This window comes from Rhodopirellula sp. SH410 (assembly GCF_055811895.1).
In genome coordinates this window covers 4,434,021-4,451,592 of sequence record NZ_CM147949.1, presented here as the reverse complement: position 1 = coordinate 4,451,592, position 17,572 = coordinate 4,434,021, and the positions used below count along the sequence as shown (strand labels likewise).

Annotated in this window: 15 protein-coding genes; 8 read left to right on the top strand and 7 right to left on the bottom strand. The window is 58.1% G+C overall.

Annotated features, from left to right (window positions below; genetic code table 11):
* Positions 1–134: 134 nt before the first annotated feature.
* Both topA and SH410x_RS16185 read left to right on the top strand, forming a co-directional pair.
* Positions 135–2,858, top strand: coding sequence for a type I DNA topoisomerase (gene topA / locus SH410x_RS16190; protein ID WP_473668874.1), 2,724 nt, complete (start codon positions 135–137; stop codon positions 2,856–2,858).
* A 1-nt stretch (position 2,859) separates the two neighbouring features.
* Positions 2,860–3,243: a translation initiation factor gene (locus SH410x_RS16185; protein WP_473668872.1), complete on the top strand. Its 384-nt coding sequence runs from the start codon at positions 2,860–2,862 to the stop codon at positions 3,241–3,243.
* Here the strand turns inward: SH410x_RS16185 and SH410x_RS16180 are convergent.
* Positions 3,240–3,365: a hypothetical protein gene (locus SH410x_RS16180; protein ID WP_473668870.1), complete on the bottom strand. Its 126-nt coding sequence runs from the start codon at positions 3,363–3,365 to the stop codon at positions 3,240–3,242. The two genes, SH410x_RS16185 and SH410x_RS16180, sit on opposite strands and share 4 nt — an antisense overlap.
* A 59-nt stretch (positions 3,366–3,424) precedes the next feature.
* Between SH410x_RS16180 and SH410x_RS16175 the strand changes: the two genes are divergently transcribed.
* Entirely contained in the window at positions 3,425–3,754 is a 330-nt protein-coding gene (locus SH410x_RS16175) for a cupin domain-containing protein (protein WP_473668868.1), read from the top strand.
* Positions 3,755–3,760: 6 nt separating this feature from the next.
* Here the strand turns inward: SH410x_RS16175 and SH410x_RS16170 are convergent, their stop codons facing one another.
* Complete coding sequence (locus SH410x_RS16170) at positions 3,761–5,224, bottom strand: DUF1501 domain-containing protein (RefSeq protein WP_473668866.1); 1,464 nt, start codon at positions 5,222–5,224, stop codon at positions 3,761–3,763.
* Positions 5,225–5,293: 69 nt separating this feature from the next.
* Here SH410x_RS16170 and SH410x_RS16165 point away from each other — a divergent pair, with 69 nt between their 5' ends.
* The 5 genes from SH410x_RS16165 to SH410x_RS16145 are packed head-to-tail and all read left to right on the top strand — an operon-like array spanning position 5,294 to position 9,557.
* Positions 5,294–5,479 (top strand): hypothetical protein, encoded by a 186-nt coding sequence (locus SH410x_RS16165; protein WP_473668864.1) that lies wholly within the window; start codon positions 5,294–5,296, stop codon positions 5,477–5,479.
* 56 nt (positions 5,480–5,535) lie between these two features.
* Positions 5,536–6,747 (top strand): quinolinate synthase NadA, encoded by a 1,212-nt coding sequence (gene nadA, locus SH410x_RS16160; protein ID WP_473668862.1) that lies wholly within the window; start codon positions 5,536–5,538, stop codon positions 6,745–6,747.
* Entirely contained in the window at positions 6,747–7,154 is a 408-nt protein-coding gene (locus tag SH410x_RS16155; RefSeq protein WP_473668860.1) for a DUF423 domain-containing protein, read from the top strand. Before nadA ends, SH410x_RS16155 begins: the two co-directional genes overlap by 1 nt.
* Positions 7,155–7,175: 21 nt before the next feature.
* Positions 7,176–8,207, top strand: a complete 1,032-nt coding sequence (locus tag SH410x_RS16150) for an aspartate carbamoyltransferase catalytic subunit (RefSeq protein ID WP_473668858.1) — start codon at positions 7,176–7,178, stop codon at positions 8,205–8,207.
* 18 nt (positions 8,208–8,225) lie between these two features.
* The gene (locus SH410x_RS16145) at positions 8,226–9,557 is read left to right on the top strand and encodes a dihydroorotase (RefSeq protein WP_473668856.1); all 1,332 of its coding nucleotides are present in this window, start codon (positions 8,226–8,228) and stop codon (positions 9,555–9,557) included.
* 240 nt (positions 9,558–9,797) lie between these two features.
* Here the strand turns inward: SH410x_RS16145 and SH410x_RS16140 are convergent, their stop codons facing one another.
* The 5 genes from SH410x_RS16140 to SH410x_RS16120 form a co-directional block, all read right to left on the bottom strand.
* The gene (locus SH410x_RS16140; RefSeq protein ID WP_473668854.1) at positions 9,798–11,396 is read right to left on the bottom strand and encodes a thioredoxin-like domain-containing protein; all 1,599 of its coding nucleotides are present in this window, start codon (positions 11,394–11,396) and stop codon (positions 9,798–9,800) included.
* A 177-nt stretch (positions 11,397–11,573) separates the two neighbouring features.
* The gene (gene uvrA / locus SH410x_RS16135; RefSeq protein ID WP_473668852.1) at positions 11,574–14,144 is read right to left on the bottom strand and encodes an excinuclease ABC subunit UvrA; all 2,571 of its coding nucleotides are present in this window, start codon (positions 14,142–14,144) and stop codon (positions 11,574–11,576) included.
* 123 nt (positions 14,145–14,267) lie between these two features.
* Positions 14,268–14,423, bottom strand: coding sequence for a hypothetical protein (locus tag SH410x_RS16130; RefSeq protein WP_473668850.1), 156 nt, complete (start codon positions 14,421–14,423; stop codon positions 14,268–14,270).
* A gap of 46 nt (positions 14,424–14,469) precedes the next feature.
* On the bottom strand, positions 14,470–15,708 hold the full coding sequence (locus SH410x_RS16125) for an SHD1 domain-containing protein (protein WP_473668848.1): 1,239 nt from the start codon (positions 15,706–15,708) through the stop codon (positions 14,470–14,472).
* A gap of 274 nt (positions 15,709–15,982) precedes the next feature.
* The gene (locus SH410x_RS16120) at positions 15,983–17,506 is read right to left on the bottom strand and encodes a sodium:solute symporter family transporter (RefSeq protein WP_473668846.1); all 1,524 of its coding nucleotides are present in this window, start codon (positions 17,504–17,506) and stop codon (positions 15,983–15,985) included.
* Positions 17,507–17,572: the final 66 nt, after the last annotated feature.

Genomic DNA, 17,572 nt, shown 5'->3' with positions numbered 1-17,572 from the left:
GGGTTGCGTTGAGTGTGGAATCTGCCGTCTGGTTCATTAGCTCATGTTGACGTCTGGCGCCGTTTCCGTCACAACGCCAACATTCGTGTCCGAGATTTATCGCCGTTTTCCTCTCTCCCACGCCCCGTTCCTTCATGGCTAAACCGACCAGCAAAAGTTTGGTGATCGTCGAATCACCTGCCAAAGCCCGCACGATCTCGAAATTTCTCGGCAGTGGATACCAGGTCGAGGCCAGCGTGGGGCACGTCCGTGACTTGCCGGGGGGGACGAAGGATATCCCGAAAAAGTATAAGAAAGAGCCATGGGCTTACCTTGGCGTGAACGTCGACAAGGATTTTGAGCCTGTTTACATTGTCCCCGCTGACAAAAAAAAGCAGGTGGACAAGCTCAAAGAGGCACTCAAAGACGCCGACAGCCTCTATCTGGCGACGGACGAGGATCGCGAGGGGGAAGCGATCAGTTGGCACTTGTTCGAGTTGCTCAAACCGACCGTGCCCGTCCATCGGCTCGTCTTTCACGAAATTACGAAGGACGCGATCCAGCACGCCCTCGATACGCCCCGCCAGATCGACGATGGGCTGGTCCGGGCCCAAGAAACCCGCCGGATTCTCGATCGACTCTACGGCTACGACGTCTCTCAGTTGCTGTGGCGCAAGGTCGGCCGCGGCCTCTCGGCGGGCCGCGTGCAGAGTGTCGCGGTCCGGCTGATTGTCGAGCGAGAACGTGAACGCATCGCGTTTCACAACGCGACATATTGGGATCTCGAAGCGATCTTCACGACGGCAAATGGTGATTCCCTGCCCGCGACGCTGAGCACGGTTTCGGGACGTAAAATCCCGTCCGGCAAAGACTTTGATTCGGATACCGGGAAACTGATCAATACGCAACTCCTGCAGATGGACGAGGTCGAGTCCAAAGAGCTTGCCGAGCGATTGCGGAATGGGGATTTCCAGGTCACGAAAGTCGAGGTCAAACCGTTCGTCGAACGCCCCAAAGCCCCGTTCACGACCAGCACGCTGCAGCAGGAGGCCAACCGCAAGCTCGGCATGACCGCCCGGCGCTGCATGCAGGCGGCCCAGAGGCTCTACGAAAACGGTTACATCACCTACATGCGGACCGACTCGACGACACTGTCGACCGAAGCGGTCAATGCGGCCCGTGAATTGGTGCGGAGCGAGTACGGTGAGAAGTTCCTGCACGAGAGCGTGCGAACCTACAAAGGCAAAGTTAAAAACGCACAAGAGGCTCACGAAGCGATTCGGCCGGCGGGGACTCCCTTCCGCGTTCCCGCGGCGGTCCAAGGCGAACTCGATATTGACCAATTTCGGTTGTTCGAACTGATTTGGAAGCGTACTGTCGCCTGCCAGATGGCCGATGCGCAGAAACAACGCATTGCCGTCACCGTTAGCGGTGGCGAGTGCACGTTCACAGCATCAGGCACCAGCATCCTCTTCGAAGGATTTTTGAGAGCCTACGTCGAGGGCAGTGACGATCCCGAAGCCGAACTCGCTGACAAAGAGCGCCTGCTGCCAACGGTGTCCGAGAGCGATCCGTTGCAGGTCGCCGAAATGGACCCCAAGAGCCACACCACCCAGCCGCCGGCGCGATTCAGTGAAGCATCGCTGACCCGCACGCTCGAAGAGAAAGGCATCGGCCGGCCGAGTACGTACGCATCGATCATCGATACGATCCAAAAGCGCGATTATGTCTATAAGAAAGGCAGCGCCCTGGTGCCGAGCTGGACCGCCTTCAGTGTGATTCGCTTGATGGAGACGCATTTCGAGGCCTTGGTCGACTACGACTTCACCGCGCAGATGGAAGACTTCCTCGATACGATCAGTCGGCAAGAAGCCGAATCGCTTGCGTATCTCAAAGGCTTCTATTTTGGCGATGAAGAAGGCGTTGAGCTCGCCCCCAATCAAAAGGCCGCCGTGGGTCTGAAGAAGCGACTCGCTGAAAAAATCGAAGAGATTGATCCCCGCGTGTCGGCAATGTTCTCGCTCGGAACACCGGAGCAAGGCGATCATTCCGAAGAGGTGTTCGTCCGCGTCGGGAAGTACGGCCCGTTTCTTGAGCAAGGCGATCGCAAGGCGGCGATCCTCGAAGGCACACCGCCCGATGAGATGACGCTCGCCAAAGCGATGGAGCTCTTCGACGCCTCCGCTCGCGAAGACGAACCGCTCGGTGTCCATCCGGAAACCGGCAAAAACGTCTACATCAAGGCGGGCCGGTTCGGGCAATACATCCAGCTCGGCGAGAAGGACGACGAAGAAAAACGCAATCAATCGATTCCCAAGAGCGTCGCTCCCGAAGACCTGACGTTTGAAATCGCGTGTCAGCTGCTCACTTTGCCGCGTGATCTCGGCAAGAACCCAGAGAACGACGAGCCCGTGTTGGCGCACGACGGGCGATATGGCCCCTACGTCAAATGCGGGAAAGAAACGCGTTCCTTGCCTCCGGGGGTTTCACCGATCGAAGTCACCTTTGACGAAGCGATCAAGCTGTTGAAGGAACCCAAGAAACGCGGCCGCGCCGCACCCAAAGAGCCGATTGTCGCTTTCGAAAAGAAGAGCCCGGTCACCGACCAAGAGGTCAAGATCCTCGAGGGGCGCTTTGGCCCCTATGCGACCGACGGTGAATCCAACGCATCGATTCCACGTGGAACCGACGCCAAAGAAGTCACCTTTGAAGCCGCACTGAACCTGCTCGCAGAACGCGCCGCCAAGGGACCTTCGAAGAAAAAGAAGAAGGCGGTCAAGAAGAAGGCTGCGAAGAAGAAAGCCGTCAAGAAGAAGGCGACCAAGAAAAAGGCAGCCAAAAAAGCGGTCAAGAAGAAAGGGATCATCAAGAAAGAATAAAATGTCTCGACTTTTTGCTGGCACCCCATTTGACATCCCGCCGACCTGCGACTTGTGCGGGCAACTCGAGGCGGAGTGCGCCTGCACTCCCGCGGAGAAAGACAAGGCGGAATCCCGACGGCGGTCGGAATCCGAGCGAATCGCTCCCGAAAATCAAACTGCGACGGTTCGTAACGAACGTCGCAAAGGCGGACGGACAGTCACCGTCATCAATGGCTTGACGGCCGCCGCCAACGATTTGCCCGCTTTGCTCTCTCAGCTGCAAACCACCTGCGGCACTGGCGGTACGGTCAAACGCAAAGAAGATCTTATCGAACTGCAAGGTGACCACATCGCGACGGCGAGCAAGTGCCTTGCTGATCTGGGCTACCGCATCAAGGGCTAGCCGGCGATCGCCGCGGCCCGCTCGCCGATTTCGTGGGCATCAGTGGAACAGGATTTGCGAGGCTGTTGTCGACCGGCAATCGCATCTTTGATGAGCAGCACGAATAGGCGATCGGGAATCACTGGAGATTCCCGCCGCATTATCGGGGCTGCCGATCGCGCCTCAAACGAAGAGCAACGAAATGGACATTCCTCACGTCGTCAACACGCACGACGCCAGCCTCGGTGACATGGGGCAAGAGTACCTCGTCACTGGGAAGCACGTGGGCCTGAGACGCTGGGATGAGTCTGCCGGTAACGCCTGTCAATCGACCTGCCGTCAATACGAGACAGTGGGCTATCTCATCAGCGGCCAAATGGAAATTGAGATTAACGGGCAGTTTGCGACGATAAACCCGGGCGACTCGTGGCTCGTCCCCGCCGGTGCTCCGCATCACTACCGGATTATCGAAGCCGTGGTGGCCATCGAAGCGACCAGCCCTCCCGGTCGCTTCCAGCATCAGGACGAGTAGGCCGGGTTAGATAATCGCGTGAATGGGCTCGACATGTTCGACCCCCACGAGTTTTTGATCGAGTCCACTGTAAAAGTACGACAGATGGTTGGGATCGAGTCCCATCTGATGCAGGATTGTCGCGTGCAGGTTCTTCACGTGCATTGGATTTTCGACCGCGACGGAGCCGAGTTCATCGGTGGTGCCATAGCTGACGCCTCCTTTGATTCCGCCTCCGGCCATCCACATGGTGAAACCGAATGAATTGTGGTCACGGCCGGTCCCCTCGGCATATTCGGCCGTAGGCTGGCGTCCGAATTCGCCGCCCCAGACGACGAGCGTCTCATCGAGCAATCCGGTTCGTTTGAGATCGGCCAGCAGTGCGGCAACGGGCTGATCGGTTGCGCCGGCGTGTAGATTATGGTTGGATTCCAAGTTCCCGTGGGCATCCCAGTTCGCATCGTTATGGGCGCCGCCGCTGTACAGCTGGATAAACCGCACACCGCGTTGGACGAGCCGGCGGGCCAATAAGCAGCGACGGCCGAAGTCCGCTGTTTTGGGGTCTTCGACCCCGTAGAGTGCCAGCGTCTCGGCTGTTTCATCGGACAGGTCGACGGCCTCGGGGGCGGCGGTCTGCATGTTGTACGCCAGTTCGTAGCTGCTGATCCGCGATGCGAGTGCTTCTTCGTAGCCGTGGCCGACGAGATGTCGCTGGTTAGCCGATTGAATCGAATCGATCAGTTGACGTTGGACACCCGGCGGCAAATCTTTCGGTGGGGCTAAATCGAGGATGGGGGCGCCTTTGGTGCGGAAGACGGTGCCTTGATAGGTAGCCGGCATGTACCCGCTGCTCCAGTTCTTGGCACCGCTGATCGGCCCACCGCTCGGGTCGAGCATCACGACGAACCCGGGCATGTTCTGGTTTTCGCTGCCCAGTCCATAGGTCACCCACGACCCCATCGCGGGATTTCCAGACAGCAATTTGCCGCTGTTCATCATCAGCATGGCCGAGCCGTGAATCGGCGAGTCAGCCGTCATCGAATGCAAGAACGCGATGTCATCGACATGTTCAGCGACATTCGGAAACAGGGAACTGACGTATTTCCCGCACTCACCGTATTGTTTGAAATCCCAGCGTGGCTCGACGATTCGGCCGCCCGCCTTGTGCCCACCGCGACCAAATGTCTTGACGTCGACTGTCTTTCCATCCATGCCCTTCATGGCAGGTTTGTAATCGAACGTGTCGATGTGACTCGGCCCCCCGTACATGAACAGGAAGATCACTGATTTGGCTTTGGGCGCAAAATGCGGTGGTTTGACCGCCATCGGTCCTGCCGTCGCGCCTCCATCAACCGACGCGGCGGATGCGGATGGAAAGAAGCCGTCATCGCAAAACATGCTGCTCAGGGCAGCAGCACCGAATCCGGCTCCGGATTCCCAGATGAACTCGCGACGGGTGCGGCCGCAGAAGTGAGAGCGTGATTGGGCCATGGAGGGCAGGTGGGAGAGTGGAGGAGAGGGAAGCTGCAGGAACGACTTATTGTAACCATACCGAGCGAGATGTTGCAAAACGCATTTCGGCAATGCGAGATCCGGTCGCCGGTCGAGTCGCCGGACGAGTCGCCGGACGAGTCGCCGGACGAGTCGCCGGTCGAGTCGCCGGTCGAGTCGCCGGTCGAGTCGCCGGTCCGGGGGGCGAGCTTGTCTGGCGAGGCAGGAGTTTCTGAAATGGGCTATGGCGGGTAGAATCAAGGTCGTCAACCGACACTCCCCTTCTGCTGCAGTAAACCTGAGCAATCACCATGGCTGAATTCACATCGTCCACGTCACCTCGCCAAAGTTTGCCGAGCACGAATTCAATCAGCGGTTCTACAGTGGGGTGTGCTCGTGACGCAGAGTCAATACGAGCGTTAGCGTCCTACAAAACACTGGGCGAGCCTGAATTGCGAGAGCGGATTGAGTCTGTACGTCAGGAGTTCGGGAAACGTTTGCTCATTCTGGGGCATCATTATCAGCAAGACGACGTGATCGCCCACACAGACCTTCGCGGCGACAGCTACCAATTGTCCGAGATGGCCGCATCGAGCGGCGAGTGCCGCACGATCGTATTCTGCGGCGTCCATTTCATGGCCGAAACCGCTGACATTCTCGCCAACACACCCGACCGCGTTGCCGCGCGCGGTGGCGAGCGCGTGGACGTGCTGCTGCCCGATATGGCGGCAGGCTGTTCCATGGCGGATATGGCGGGCATCCGGCAAGTCGAAGCGGCCTGGGACGACATGGGCGAGTTGATCGATACCGAGCAAGTGATCCCGGTGACGTACATTAATAGCGCCGCGAGTTTAAAAGCGTTCTGTGGCCGTCACGGCGGCATCGTATGCACCAGCAGCAACGCACAGGCGGTACTCAAGTGGGCCTTTGAACGCGGCCAACGCGTGTTGTTCTTCCCCGACCAACACCTCGGACGCAATACCGCGCTGACGATGAATATCAGCGAAGAGCAAATGCCGGTTTGGGATCCCTATGCACTCGAACTGGGCGGCAACACAGAGGAGCAAATCGAAAACAGCCGCGTCATTTTGTGGAAAGGACATTGCAGCGTTCATCAGATGTTCCGCCCGGAACACGTGGCCCAATTTCGCGCCGAACACCCGGGTATCAAGATTCTGGTACACCCAGAATGCCCCCGCGAGGTCAATGATATCGCTGATATCAGTGGCAGCACGGGCAAGATTATCAACACCGTCCAAGCCGCTGCGCCAGGTACGAAGTGGGCGATCGGCACCGAACTGCACCTCGTCAACCGACTCAAGGCTGAGCATCCCGAGCAAGAGATCCACTTCCTCAGCCCGGTCGTGTGCATGTGCGCGACGATGTACCGAATTGACCTGCCGCATCTGTGCTGGATACTCGAAAACCTGCGTGACGGGAATATCGTGAACCCGATTCGCGTTGATGACGAGACGATGCAGTGGAGTTTGATCGCGTTGGAACGGATGCTGGCGGTGAAATGATGAATCCCCCTCGTACTCCACTCATTCTCGCGGCAATTGCGGGCGCACTGGCGGTATTGATCGGCGCATTTGGCGCCCACGGGCTGCCTGATTGGTTGGCGGAAGCCGGCGTCGATGCCGCGACACTGCCGCGACGTTTAGCCCAGTTCGACACGGGGGCTCGCTATCATCTCGCCCACGCGATCGTGCTGTTGGCATTGATTGCTCTCCCTGTGCAACCGGGTGCCGCACTGCGGTGGAGCTTTCGGTTTTTCGTCGCAGGCATCCTGTTTTTTTCCGGCAGTCTATACCTACTCGTATTGACCAATACGCCGTGGTTGGGTGCGATCACGCCCATCGGTGGCGGGTGCTGGATCGTTGCGTGGATATTGATCGCCTTCCTTCAACCCTCCTCCCGCAATGCCTGATTGGGCCCTACAATTTCGAGCATGGCCACGATGACTGAATCCACTCCGCTCCCCTTCCCATCAATCTGGCGTCACCGCCATCTATTGGATCTCGAGCGACTCCAAGCAGCAGAGCTGTTTGCAATTCTGAGTACAGCCGAGCGATTGAAGGAACTGACCAACGGCTGTCGCCGGAAATTGTCGCTGCTGTCAGGCAAGACATGTGCGAACCTTTTTTTCGAAAACAGTACACGGACTCGAAATAGTTTCTCACTCGCTGCGAAACGACTGGGGGCAGACACGGTCGAGTTCAGTAGTGCCGGCAGCAGTGTGGCCAAGGGCGAAACGTTTGTTGATACAGCGAAAACCATCGAGGCGATGGGAGTGGACTGGGTCGTGACGCGGCACCAGACACCGGGGACGCCACACCTGCTCGCTCGCGAACTTGGCTGCAGCGTTCTCAATGCGGGCGACGGGCCGCACGAACACCCCACACAGGGGTTGCTCGACATTCTCACCATCGTGCAGCATCGGGGCCCGCGCGACTGGCAGAATTCGTCACTCGATGCCAGTCAGCTGTTGGCGGGAATGACGGTCGCGATGGTCGGTGATATCGCTCACAGTCGCACGGCCCGCAGCAATATCTGGGGACTCAAAGCACTCGGTGCACACGTGATTATTTGCGGCCCACCGACACTCGTCAGCCCGCGGTGGGAAGAGATCGGATTCGAGGTCGCCCATCGGCTCGACGATATCGTGCAACGCTGCGATGTGTTGAACCTGTTGCGAATCCAGTTCGAGCGTCAACACACTCGTCCTTTCCCGAGCGTGCGTGAATACGCGGCGCTCTATGCGATGAACGGTGACCGCATGCGGCGGGCCAAGTCGGACATCTTGATCATGGCACCCGGACCGATCAATCGTGGCGTCGAGATCACACCCGAAGTCGCCGATGGACCGCACTCGGTGATCCTGGAGCAAGTCACCAACGGCATCGCCGTGCGAATGGCGGCGTTGTGGCTGTTATCGGGCGCCTGCGATATGGCCTTATCAGAATCCAACCTACCTAGTTGAAGTTGAAGTACGCTCGTCATGGCCTTCCCCACACCATCACCCCTCCAGCCAATCGTGATCGAGGGCGGTCACATTGTTGACCCCGCCAACGGCATCGATCGAATCGGCCGCTTGTTAATCACCGAGGGACGCATTGCCGCCCTGGATCCGAGTGACGGGGATTGCCCGGGTGATGCGCACTGGATCGACGCGCGGCAGCGAATCGTGGCACCGGGGCTGGTCGATCTCGGCGCGGAGCTGCGTCAACCCGGGCGCGAGGAAGACGAAACTATACAAACGGGCAGCAACGCGGCCCTGGCCGGTGGGTACACATCGGTGCTCTGCTGCAGCAACACGAACCCCGTCATTGACTCTGCCGCCGCGGTCGAACTCGTCACTCAAATCGCCCAGCGCCTCGGCGGCGTACGGGTTTATCCGATTGGATGTTTGAGCAGGGGACGCGATGCGAAGCAGATGGCGGAACTGGCGATACTCGCCGAAGCGGGGGCCATCGGATTCAGTGACTCGCCGCGATCGATGCCCAATGACGCCTTGCTCAAGCGAGCGCTCGACTATTGCCGGATGTTCGATCTGCCGATTTTCGATCGCCCAGAAGTTCCGGGCCTCGCCGAAGGCGGCGTGATGCACGACGGCCAGGTTTCTTTAGTGCTGGGACTCAAGGGCCTACCCACCGAAGCCGAGGATCTCGCGGTGGCTCGCGATGTTCGCCTGGCCGAAGCAACGAAGGGGCGACTGCATGTCGGGCCGGTCAGTACGATGGGTGCGATCGACATGATCGGCCGTGTTAAGGTTCGTGGCGTGCCGATCTCCGCTTCGGTCTGTCCACAGAATTTGCATGGCAGCGACGCGCTGCTGCGGTCGTTCGATTCACGCTTCAAAGTCCATCCGCCGATGCGCAGCCCCGCGCACGTCGAATCCTTGCAACAAGCTGTCGCCGACGGCACGATTGACGCGATCCAGTCCGGCCACATGCCCCGAGCACGCGAGAAGAAGGGCAACGATCTTGAACTCGCCCCGTTCGGTGCGGCGACGCTCGAAACCACTCTCGCGGCCGTCCTGACCGATATGGTCCGCACGGATATCCTAAGCTGGTCACGTGCGATCGAGTGCCTGTCGACCAACCCGGCTCGAATCGCCAAGCTTGATGCGGGTACGTTGAGCATCGGCGCCCCCGCCGATGTGACACTGATCGACCCAGACGCGACGTGGACCGTGCGGGCGAGCGAATTCCTGTCCCGCTGTCAGAGCAGCCCCATGGAAGACCGCGAACTGTTCGGTCGCGTCACCCACACCATCGTCGGTGGCCGCGTGCTATTCGTATCGGTGGAAGAATCCACGAGCGTGGCTTAGAACGACGCAGATGCTGAGGAACGAGCGGAAAGTTACTGTCTGATATTGTGGCCGAACGCTCCGCGTTCGGCTATTCCGACCGCGGAGCGTTCGGCCACTTGTTTCTGCTCGTTCCTCTAAGTATCTGCGATCAAGTCTTTCAGTTTGACCGTGTGAGCATCGCCCCGCACGCGTTCGCGAAACGCGGCCCGAGGGACGCGCTCTGAGACGAGTCATGCCGAATGATCTCCCTTGATATGGTTAGGAAGCGTCACCGGGTTCTTCTTCCAATGGTTCCGCTGGCTCTTCTTCGACGCCGTCGGCGGTGTCGGGAAACTGCTTGGCTAGCAGGCTCTGCAAATTTTTGCCGCGGGCGGCGAGCGAGACAACGTTGCCCTCCCGATCGACCAGAATTGCGGTCGGGATCGCATGGATTTTGAAGCGTTCAGCCATCGGGTGCCGCCATCCCGCGTCCTTCTCAAACAACGAAGGCCATTTTATCTCAGCATCAGCGATATAGCTCTCGGCTTTCTCGCGGTCGGTATCCAGACAGATACCCACGACGTCGAATCCCTGATCGTGATACTTTTTGTATTGCGAGAGGACGTTGGGGATTTCGCGGCGACAAGGTTCACACCACGACGCCCAGAAGTCGACCAAGACGACGTTACCCTTGTATTTGCTCCAATCGAAGTCATCTGCAAGCAAGGTCTTGCCTTCGAGGGGAAGTGGTTTGCCGATCATGTCCCGTTTGAATTGGGCGTCGTCACGCTTGGCTTTCAATTGCTCGACCATTTTTTTCATGCCGTCGTCGTCGCTGGTTTCCAGGATCGCAATCATGCGATCGACAACCTCGATCGATCGGTCGTCGTCACCGGCACTTTGAAAGGCGCGGCTCAAGCCCATCGCCAACATGGGTACCAATCGCCTGCTGGCTTGACCCTCATCCTCAGCCACCAACTTCGTCGCATCCTCGATCAATTTCTGGCGTGCTGCGTCATCCATCTTTTCAATCTCATTGGCGCGTCGCTGAATCGCCATCGTCGCCATCATGAACTCGCGCAATTGTTTCTGGGCGTCGAGGGCATCCGCTTTCGCATGGTCATCATCGTCGGCCCCTGCTGGCATTTCCACAGGCGTCGAAAGTCGCAATTCGGAACGGGACGCTGCTGTTACGTGACCGTCCATCTGCTGGACTTGGAATCGCCGAAACGTGACATCGACCGGCTTTTGTGAGGTGTTCACGCCTGAAACGCCGACCAGGAAAGTCGCCGATTCATCGACAGTTGCCGTGCCCATCTGATGCCACTGCTGGCCCGCATGTCGGATCAGGGCCCGGACGTTGCCGGCTTTTTTTTCCAGACGCAAGTCGACAGGCTGGTCATTCTGCAGCGGGAAATCGGCAAACCGTCCCATCCGGGTCCGCTCAGCATCGATGCGCTGCTCAAAATTGGCGTAGTGGTTGACTTGGCCCGCCAATGTAAAACTGGCTCGTTCAAAACGGAGGTAGCTCCGATCGTCTTTCAAAAGTACCAGCCCGCCACTGACATACGCTCTTACACCGTCATCCTCAGGAAGCGGCAGGTTTCCATCGACAGTGACCTCAACGGAGAAGTCGCCCTTGATTGAGCGGACGATACGCGGGGCGTTCATGCGACCGGCCTCAGCATCCAAGCCATGCAGGGCGCCGCTGAAACCGATGGTCATCACGTCCTGACCGATCGTAAAATGACAATCTCCGTCGGGATCAATCAGCTGGCCCCAACCCGTGATTGTGCCGTAATCGTTGTCTGCTGCACGCAGGGGTGGGCAGACGAACACTAGTGTGGAAACCGCAAGAAATGCCGTGAAAAATCTCATCATTTCATCTCGTGAATAGGTTGAGTGGAATCGAGCCCTTCTCCACATACAGCGTACCCGAATAGGTTGCTCCCACACAAAAACTTTCGGTGAGATTTTTTCGCTCGTGCCAGCGGTAGGCCCCGCCGGCACAGTGTGATGGAATTGCATTTCCATCCCACGGAAGATTGACAATGACTAGCGGCGTAAGAACTCAGCGGTGCGACTCGCCTTGGACTTGGCGACCTTTGCGGGTGTTCCCTGTGCGACGACACGTCCACCGAGATCGCCCGCACCGGGCCCCATGTCGATCATCCAGTCACTGTTGCGGGCTACCTGCATATCGTGCTCGACGACAATGACGGTATTGCCCGCGTCGACCAAGCCATTCAATTGCGACATCAACCGGGACACGTCTGCCGGGTGGAGACCGGTCGTTGGCTCATCCAAAACATAGAGCGTGTCCCCTCGCTGGGCGCGTTGCAGTTCGGTGGCCAGTTTAATCCGCTGGGCTTCGCCGCCGGACAGTTCGGTGGCAGGTTGGCCGAGACGGAGGTAGCCGAGCCCGACCTGCAGCAACGCGTCGAGGGCGCGAAGTACCGGCGTATCGTCGGCGAAGAACTTGGACGCGGTTTCGACGGTCATGTCGAGCACTTCGGCGATGTTCTTATCGCGGTAGGTGACCTCCAGCGTCTGGTCGTTATATCGCTGGCCGTGGCATACGGGACAAGGGCTATACACGCTGGGAAGGAACAGCAACTCAACACTGACAAAACCGGCTCCCTCACAATTCTCGCATCGCCCTTTCGCAACGTTGAACGAAAAGCGGCCGGCATCGTAACGACGCGCCTTCGCTTTGCGGGTTGCCGCGAACAGCTTGCGGACGTGATCGAACAAGCCCGTATAGGTTGCTAGATTTGATCGCGGCGTGCGACCAATTGGCTTCTGGTCGACGGTGACGATGCGTCGAACGAGGTGCATGCCGGCGATGATGCGCCCAGCGGTGGGCGCCTCAGTCGATTGCTCGAGCAGGTCGGTCTCACTACTGCTGGGCAGTTCGACTTCCTGCTTCTGACCCAGCGATTGGCGAACGAGCTCGACCAACGCCTGGCTGACTAAACTCGATTTGCCCGATCCGGACACGCCCGTCACGGTGGTCAGCACCCCGAGTGGGAACTCAATGTTCAATTCATCGAGGTTGTTTCGCGTCAGCTCTTCGAGTTTCAACCAGCCTGTTGGTTGGCGCAGATCGCCATTCACTGCCGTCTTCGTGGCATCCTCGTCGGCAAAGAGATATGCGGCCGTGTGCGAATTTTCGACACCCCGCAGTCCAGCGATGGGGCCGCTGTAAATCACTTCGCCACCATGTTGTCCCGCATCCGGCCCGATGTCGACAATCCAATCGGCATGTTCGATGACGCGGACGTCGTGCTCAACAACAAAGATGGAATTGCCTACTCGTTTGAGCTCGTCGAACGCTCCGAGCAGCGCCTGCGTGTCGGCGGGATGCAAGCCTGCTGACGGTTCGTCGAGAACATAAACAACGCCAAAGAGTTGAGAGCGAAGTTGCGTCGCCAGTCGCAATCGCTGCAGTTCACCTGGCGACAACGTGGGCGTACTACGCGCCAGTGACAGGTAACCTAGGCCCAGTGTGGTGAGTGTTTCTACCCGGGCGAGAACGTCTCGGGTGATACGCTCGGCAACGATCGTTTTTTCGCGATGCAAGTCACTTTCGCTAGATGGTCCATGGACCGCGGCTTTCAGCTTTCCAGCGAGTTCCGTCAGCGTCAACTGGGACAATTCCCCAATGTCCAACCCGGCAAATTTCACCGATAACGATTCTCGTTTCAGCTTTTTACCAAGACATTCAGGGCACTGAGAAATCTGCATGTATCGCGATACTCGCTGCTTTGTCCGCTGGCTTTGCGTGGTCGCAAAGGAGTGCAGCACGTACCGCCGGGCACTCGCGAACGTCCCCTGGTAGCTGGGCGATTCGTTTCGCTTGATTGCCTCGCGAACCTGCTCGCAGTTCAGGCCCGGATAGACGGGCACCTCTGGCGTCTCGTCGGTATACAGAATCCAATCGCGAGTTTTACGGGGCAGTTTTTTCCATGGTTTATCGATGTCGTGACCAAGCGAGACCAGAATGCCACGCAGGTTTTTTCCCTGCCATGCCGGCGGCCAGGCGGCAATCGCGCCCTCGCGGATCGTCAGCGAATTATCGGGAACCAGCAACTTTTCGGTGACCTCGAACACGCGACCGATGCCATGGCAGCGAGGGCACGCACCCTCGGGCGTATTGGGCGAAAACGCGTCCGCATAGAGTATTTTCTGACCACGGGGATAGGTTCCCGCTCGCGAATAGAGCATCCGGAGGCTATTGGAGATTGTCGTCACGCTTCCCACCGAGGAGCGTGCCGACGGTGTACCACGCTGCTGCTGCAAGGCCACCGCAGGCGGCAAACCGTCAATGGAATCCACATCGGGTTCGCCCACCTGGTCGATCAATCGCCGAGCGTAGGGTGACACCGAGTCGAGGTAACGTCGCTGCGATTCGGCAAACAACGTCCCGAAGGCTAGTGAGGATTTTCCCGAGCCAGAGACGCCCGTGAAAACAACGAGCGAATTGCGTGGCAGATCGACGTCGACATCTTTGAGATTGTGGACGCGGGCCCCACGCACCTGAATATTGTGTTCGAGGTCACTGGACGCTGTCTTGCTTTGGAGAGAGCTGATAGGGGTACTCGGGAGGCTGATAGTGGTGCGCACCGCTGTCGCAGAAATACAGAATGTGATTTTCGATCGAGGCCGTGGCGATCTTGACCCCTTCGGCCCCCCAAAGTAGCCGAACGCCGATATTTCAGGAATGTTGATCGCGTCGACTTCCAGGGGCTATCCTGCGGGGACGGGCCCCGGTGCTCCGGGGACGGGCCCCGGTGCTTCGGGGACGGGCCCCGGTGCTTCGGGGACGGGCCCCGGTGCTTCGGGGACGGGCCCTGATGCTCTGGGAATCGGTTCGTTGCCGCCCCGCATATCGCTGGCATTCATTTCGAATTGCCTTGTGGAGTCATCGGAAAACTTCAGTTCTCCAAAATCACTCCAGCTCTCCAAAATTAGCGTCTGGCGGCGATGCTTCCTGCGCCAGAACGGTATCGAATTGCGTTTGCGTTTTCGCTGCCAACATCAAATCCAGCTTGGCTTCCATCATGCCTTTGAACATGCCCATCATCATGGTGGCACCCTGCGTTTGGTCAGCGTTGTCAGATTGAACCTGTTCGACCGTCTCGTCAATGCTTCCCGATTCAAGCTTAACTTTCAAATCGTTCCACGCGTCAACAAGCCCTTCGGGCACCCAGCGTTGGGCGACACGAACCATGCGGACTTCCTCCGGGACGGGATTGACCGTGAGCGGGTTGTCGCCCGGGGTTTGTGGCTGCTGGTTGACGGGCAGGTGCACCACCGCGTGATCGGAATCGATTTGTTCCACGCTCACATCCTTGCGCAGCGTCGCACGCAGTTCTGGGGGAATCATTGCCAACAGCGATTTTAAATGGGCACCGATTCGCGGCAGATGATAGTCCACCATTTCACTGATACTGCGATTTTCCGGATCGAGTGAAAAGCCGAGGTCCGCCAACTCGTAGGCAACGCCTACCGCGGGATCGTAGCCCCGAGCGATGAGCGGTTTAATCATCGGCGGCATATTGACGACCTGCGCGGATCCGAGCACAAACTCTTTCTTCGTCACCAGCACCTCGATCCCTTTGAAAACCAACGATTCAGCCTCCTCGATCATGGGCTGCTGCTCGGTGACAAAGGGATTGACCGCTTTGCGGAGTCTTGGGTCATCAAAAGTGTCTCGCATCTCTTTGGGCATGGCGTACCAGAAAACTTCCGGATGTCCGTCGAACACCTGCTGTTCGATGAAGTTTAGCGTTTGCTCCATCGTCATCCCGTCGGGGAAGGTGGGCATCGCTGCCATCGCCGGTGGTGTCGGCGGTTGAAAATTGAGTGATCGCGTAGCGTGCGTGGGGGCGTTCGTGTCGGGAGCCGAACTCGCATCGGAGCTCATGGCAGAATCGGCCTCACGAATCATTGCTTCGTACATCGATTTCGCTTGCGCTCGACTCTCGGGGCTCAGTCTAGCGATCGGAACCGTGACTTTTTTACCGTTGGACTTCAGCAGGACGACGCTCTTGCCCTCAACGCCCTGGAACTGCGCTTCGATCGAGAATTTGCCGGTTGTATCGCTCCAGGTCTCCGCTGCGGCGTCGAGACTGTTGCAAACCACGCCCAAGACGATGACGCTAGTAAAGATAATGAGGCGGAACATAGAAACTCTCGAGGTTCGGTGGGGACTGGTTGAACTGTGGGCCAGATGATTCAGGCTAGCATAACTCATGTTGTCTCGTCGTTCTCGCGTTGGGCTTCTTCATTTCGCAAACGCAACGGCACAAAACGACTGTCTTGGATCCTGCGTTTATTGTGCGTCCTATCGAATCAATCCATCTCCCCGTTCGCGTCGCTGGCGTAGGGCAAGGAGAACCAGGCTGTGAGCGAAATCGTCGGGCCTGGGACGGCTTTCGGCTCGCAGGGCGGTGCGGGAATCAGGCCTTACGCCATTGGGAAACACCCGCCAAGCCGCGGCCTACGGAGAATGTCACGCTTGATCCGATTAACGCATACCACGGCCAAGCGACTTGCACACCCGACTCGAGGGAAGCCGAGCGAGTGAGCGAGGGCAGCACGAACTGCACGAAGAGCAGAGCTGCCAGCCCGCAGACGGCGCCCACCAACGCATGGTCCGAACGGACGGACGTCGTCAACACGCCGAGCAGAAACAATCCCAATAATAGGCCCGCTGAGTATCCTGCGATCGTCAGCGAATTACTCACCACAGAGGCGTCCAGCGAAATCGCCCAAATGCCAATCAAAACTTGAATAACGCCAAAGGCGATCGCCAGACGGCGTGTGATCGACAACAGCCTCGCCGGTGAAGGAGCCGCCTTTGTCAGCGGTAAATAGAAATCGTTCAAGACCGCTGAAGCAGACGAATTGAGTGAACTTGAAAGCGTCGACATCGCTGCGGCAAGGATCGCCGCGAGCATCAATCCCACCAAGCCCGTGTTGCGAGGGAAGTGGTGAACGATGAAGTCCGCATAAACTTCGTCGGATGTTTCGAAAACGGTGCTCGGGGCCTGGGCGTAGTAACATGCCAGCAGCACCCCGATGAACAGGAACAGAGCGAACTGGATCATCACCACAACGGCGCTCAGCAAAATGGCTCGCGCCGCATCGCGTTGGCTACGTGCACTGAGGTAACGCTGCACCATCATTTGATCGGTGCCATGCGTCCCCAGGGACAACACCGCTCCACCGATCACAGCGGCATAGAAATTGAACGGCTCAGAGAGTACCCACAAACCGATCGAACGCGTGTCGCCCACCGGCGGCGAAAATTGGAATACCGTTAGCTTGTCATGCGAGCTGGCAAACTCCCAAAATGCGGACCAACCACCTGAGATCTGACTGGAAATCACCAACACGGTCGCCACCGCGCCGAGCATGTAGATCACGAACTGGATACAATCATTCCAAACAACACTTTTCATCCCCCCGAAGTAAGTGTAGAAGATCGTGATGACGCCAATCGCGACAGCGCTGGTGCTGAATTCCCAGCCGACCAGCTTGTGCAGCACGACGGCAGCGAGAAACAGACGCAACCCATCCCCAATATTGCGAGCGACCAAAAACAACAGTGACGCGAACTTTTCGACGATGCCCCCAAAACGCTCGTTGAGCACCTCATAGGCGCTCATCAGTTTGCCTTGAAAGAATAGCGGTAGCAGTAGCCGGACGACGATCGTTCGTCCGATCAAAAAGCCAAACGTAATTTGCAGGAACCGCATCCCGACCGGTCCGTAACCCGCCCCGGGGACACTGAGTACCGTCGCTGTACTGGTTTCTGTCGCTACGATCGAGCCTAGGATCGCCCACCAGGGAAGGTCTCGATTCCCGACCAAGAACGCTTCGACTGAATCATTTTTTCCGCTCAACCGCAAACCAATCGCGATCGAAGTCGCAACGGAAAGCACGAGGACCACGGCGTCGATGTAACCGATCGGAAGCAACGTTCAACCTTCGGGTCGAGAGCAGGAGTTGGGTAAGACGCGACTATAACCTATCAACGAAAGCAA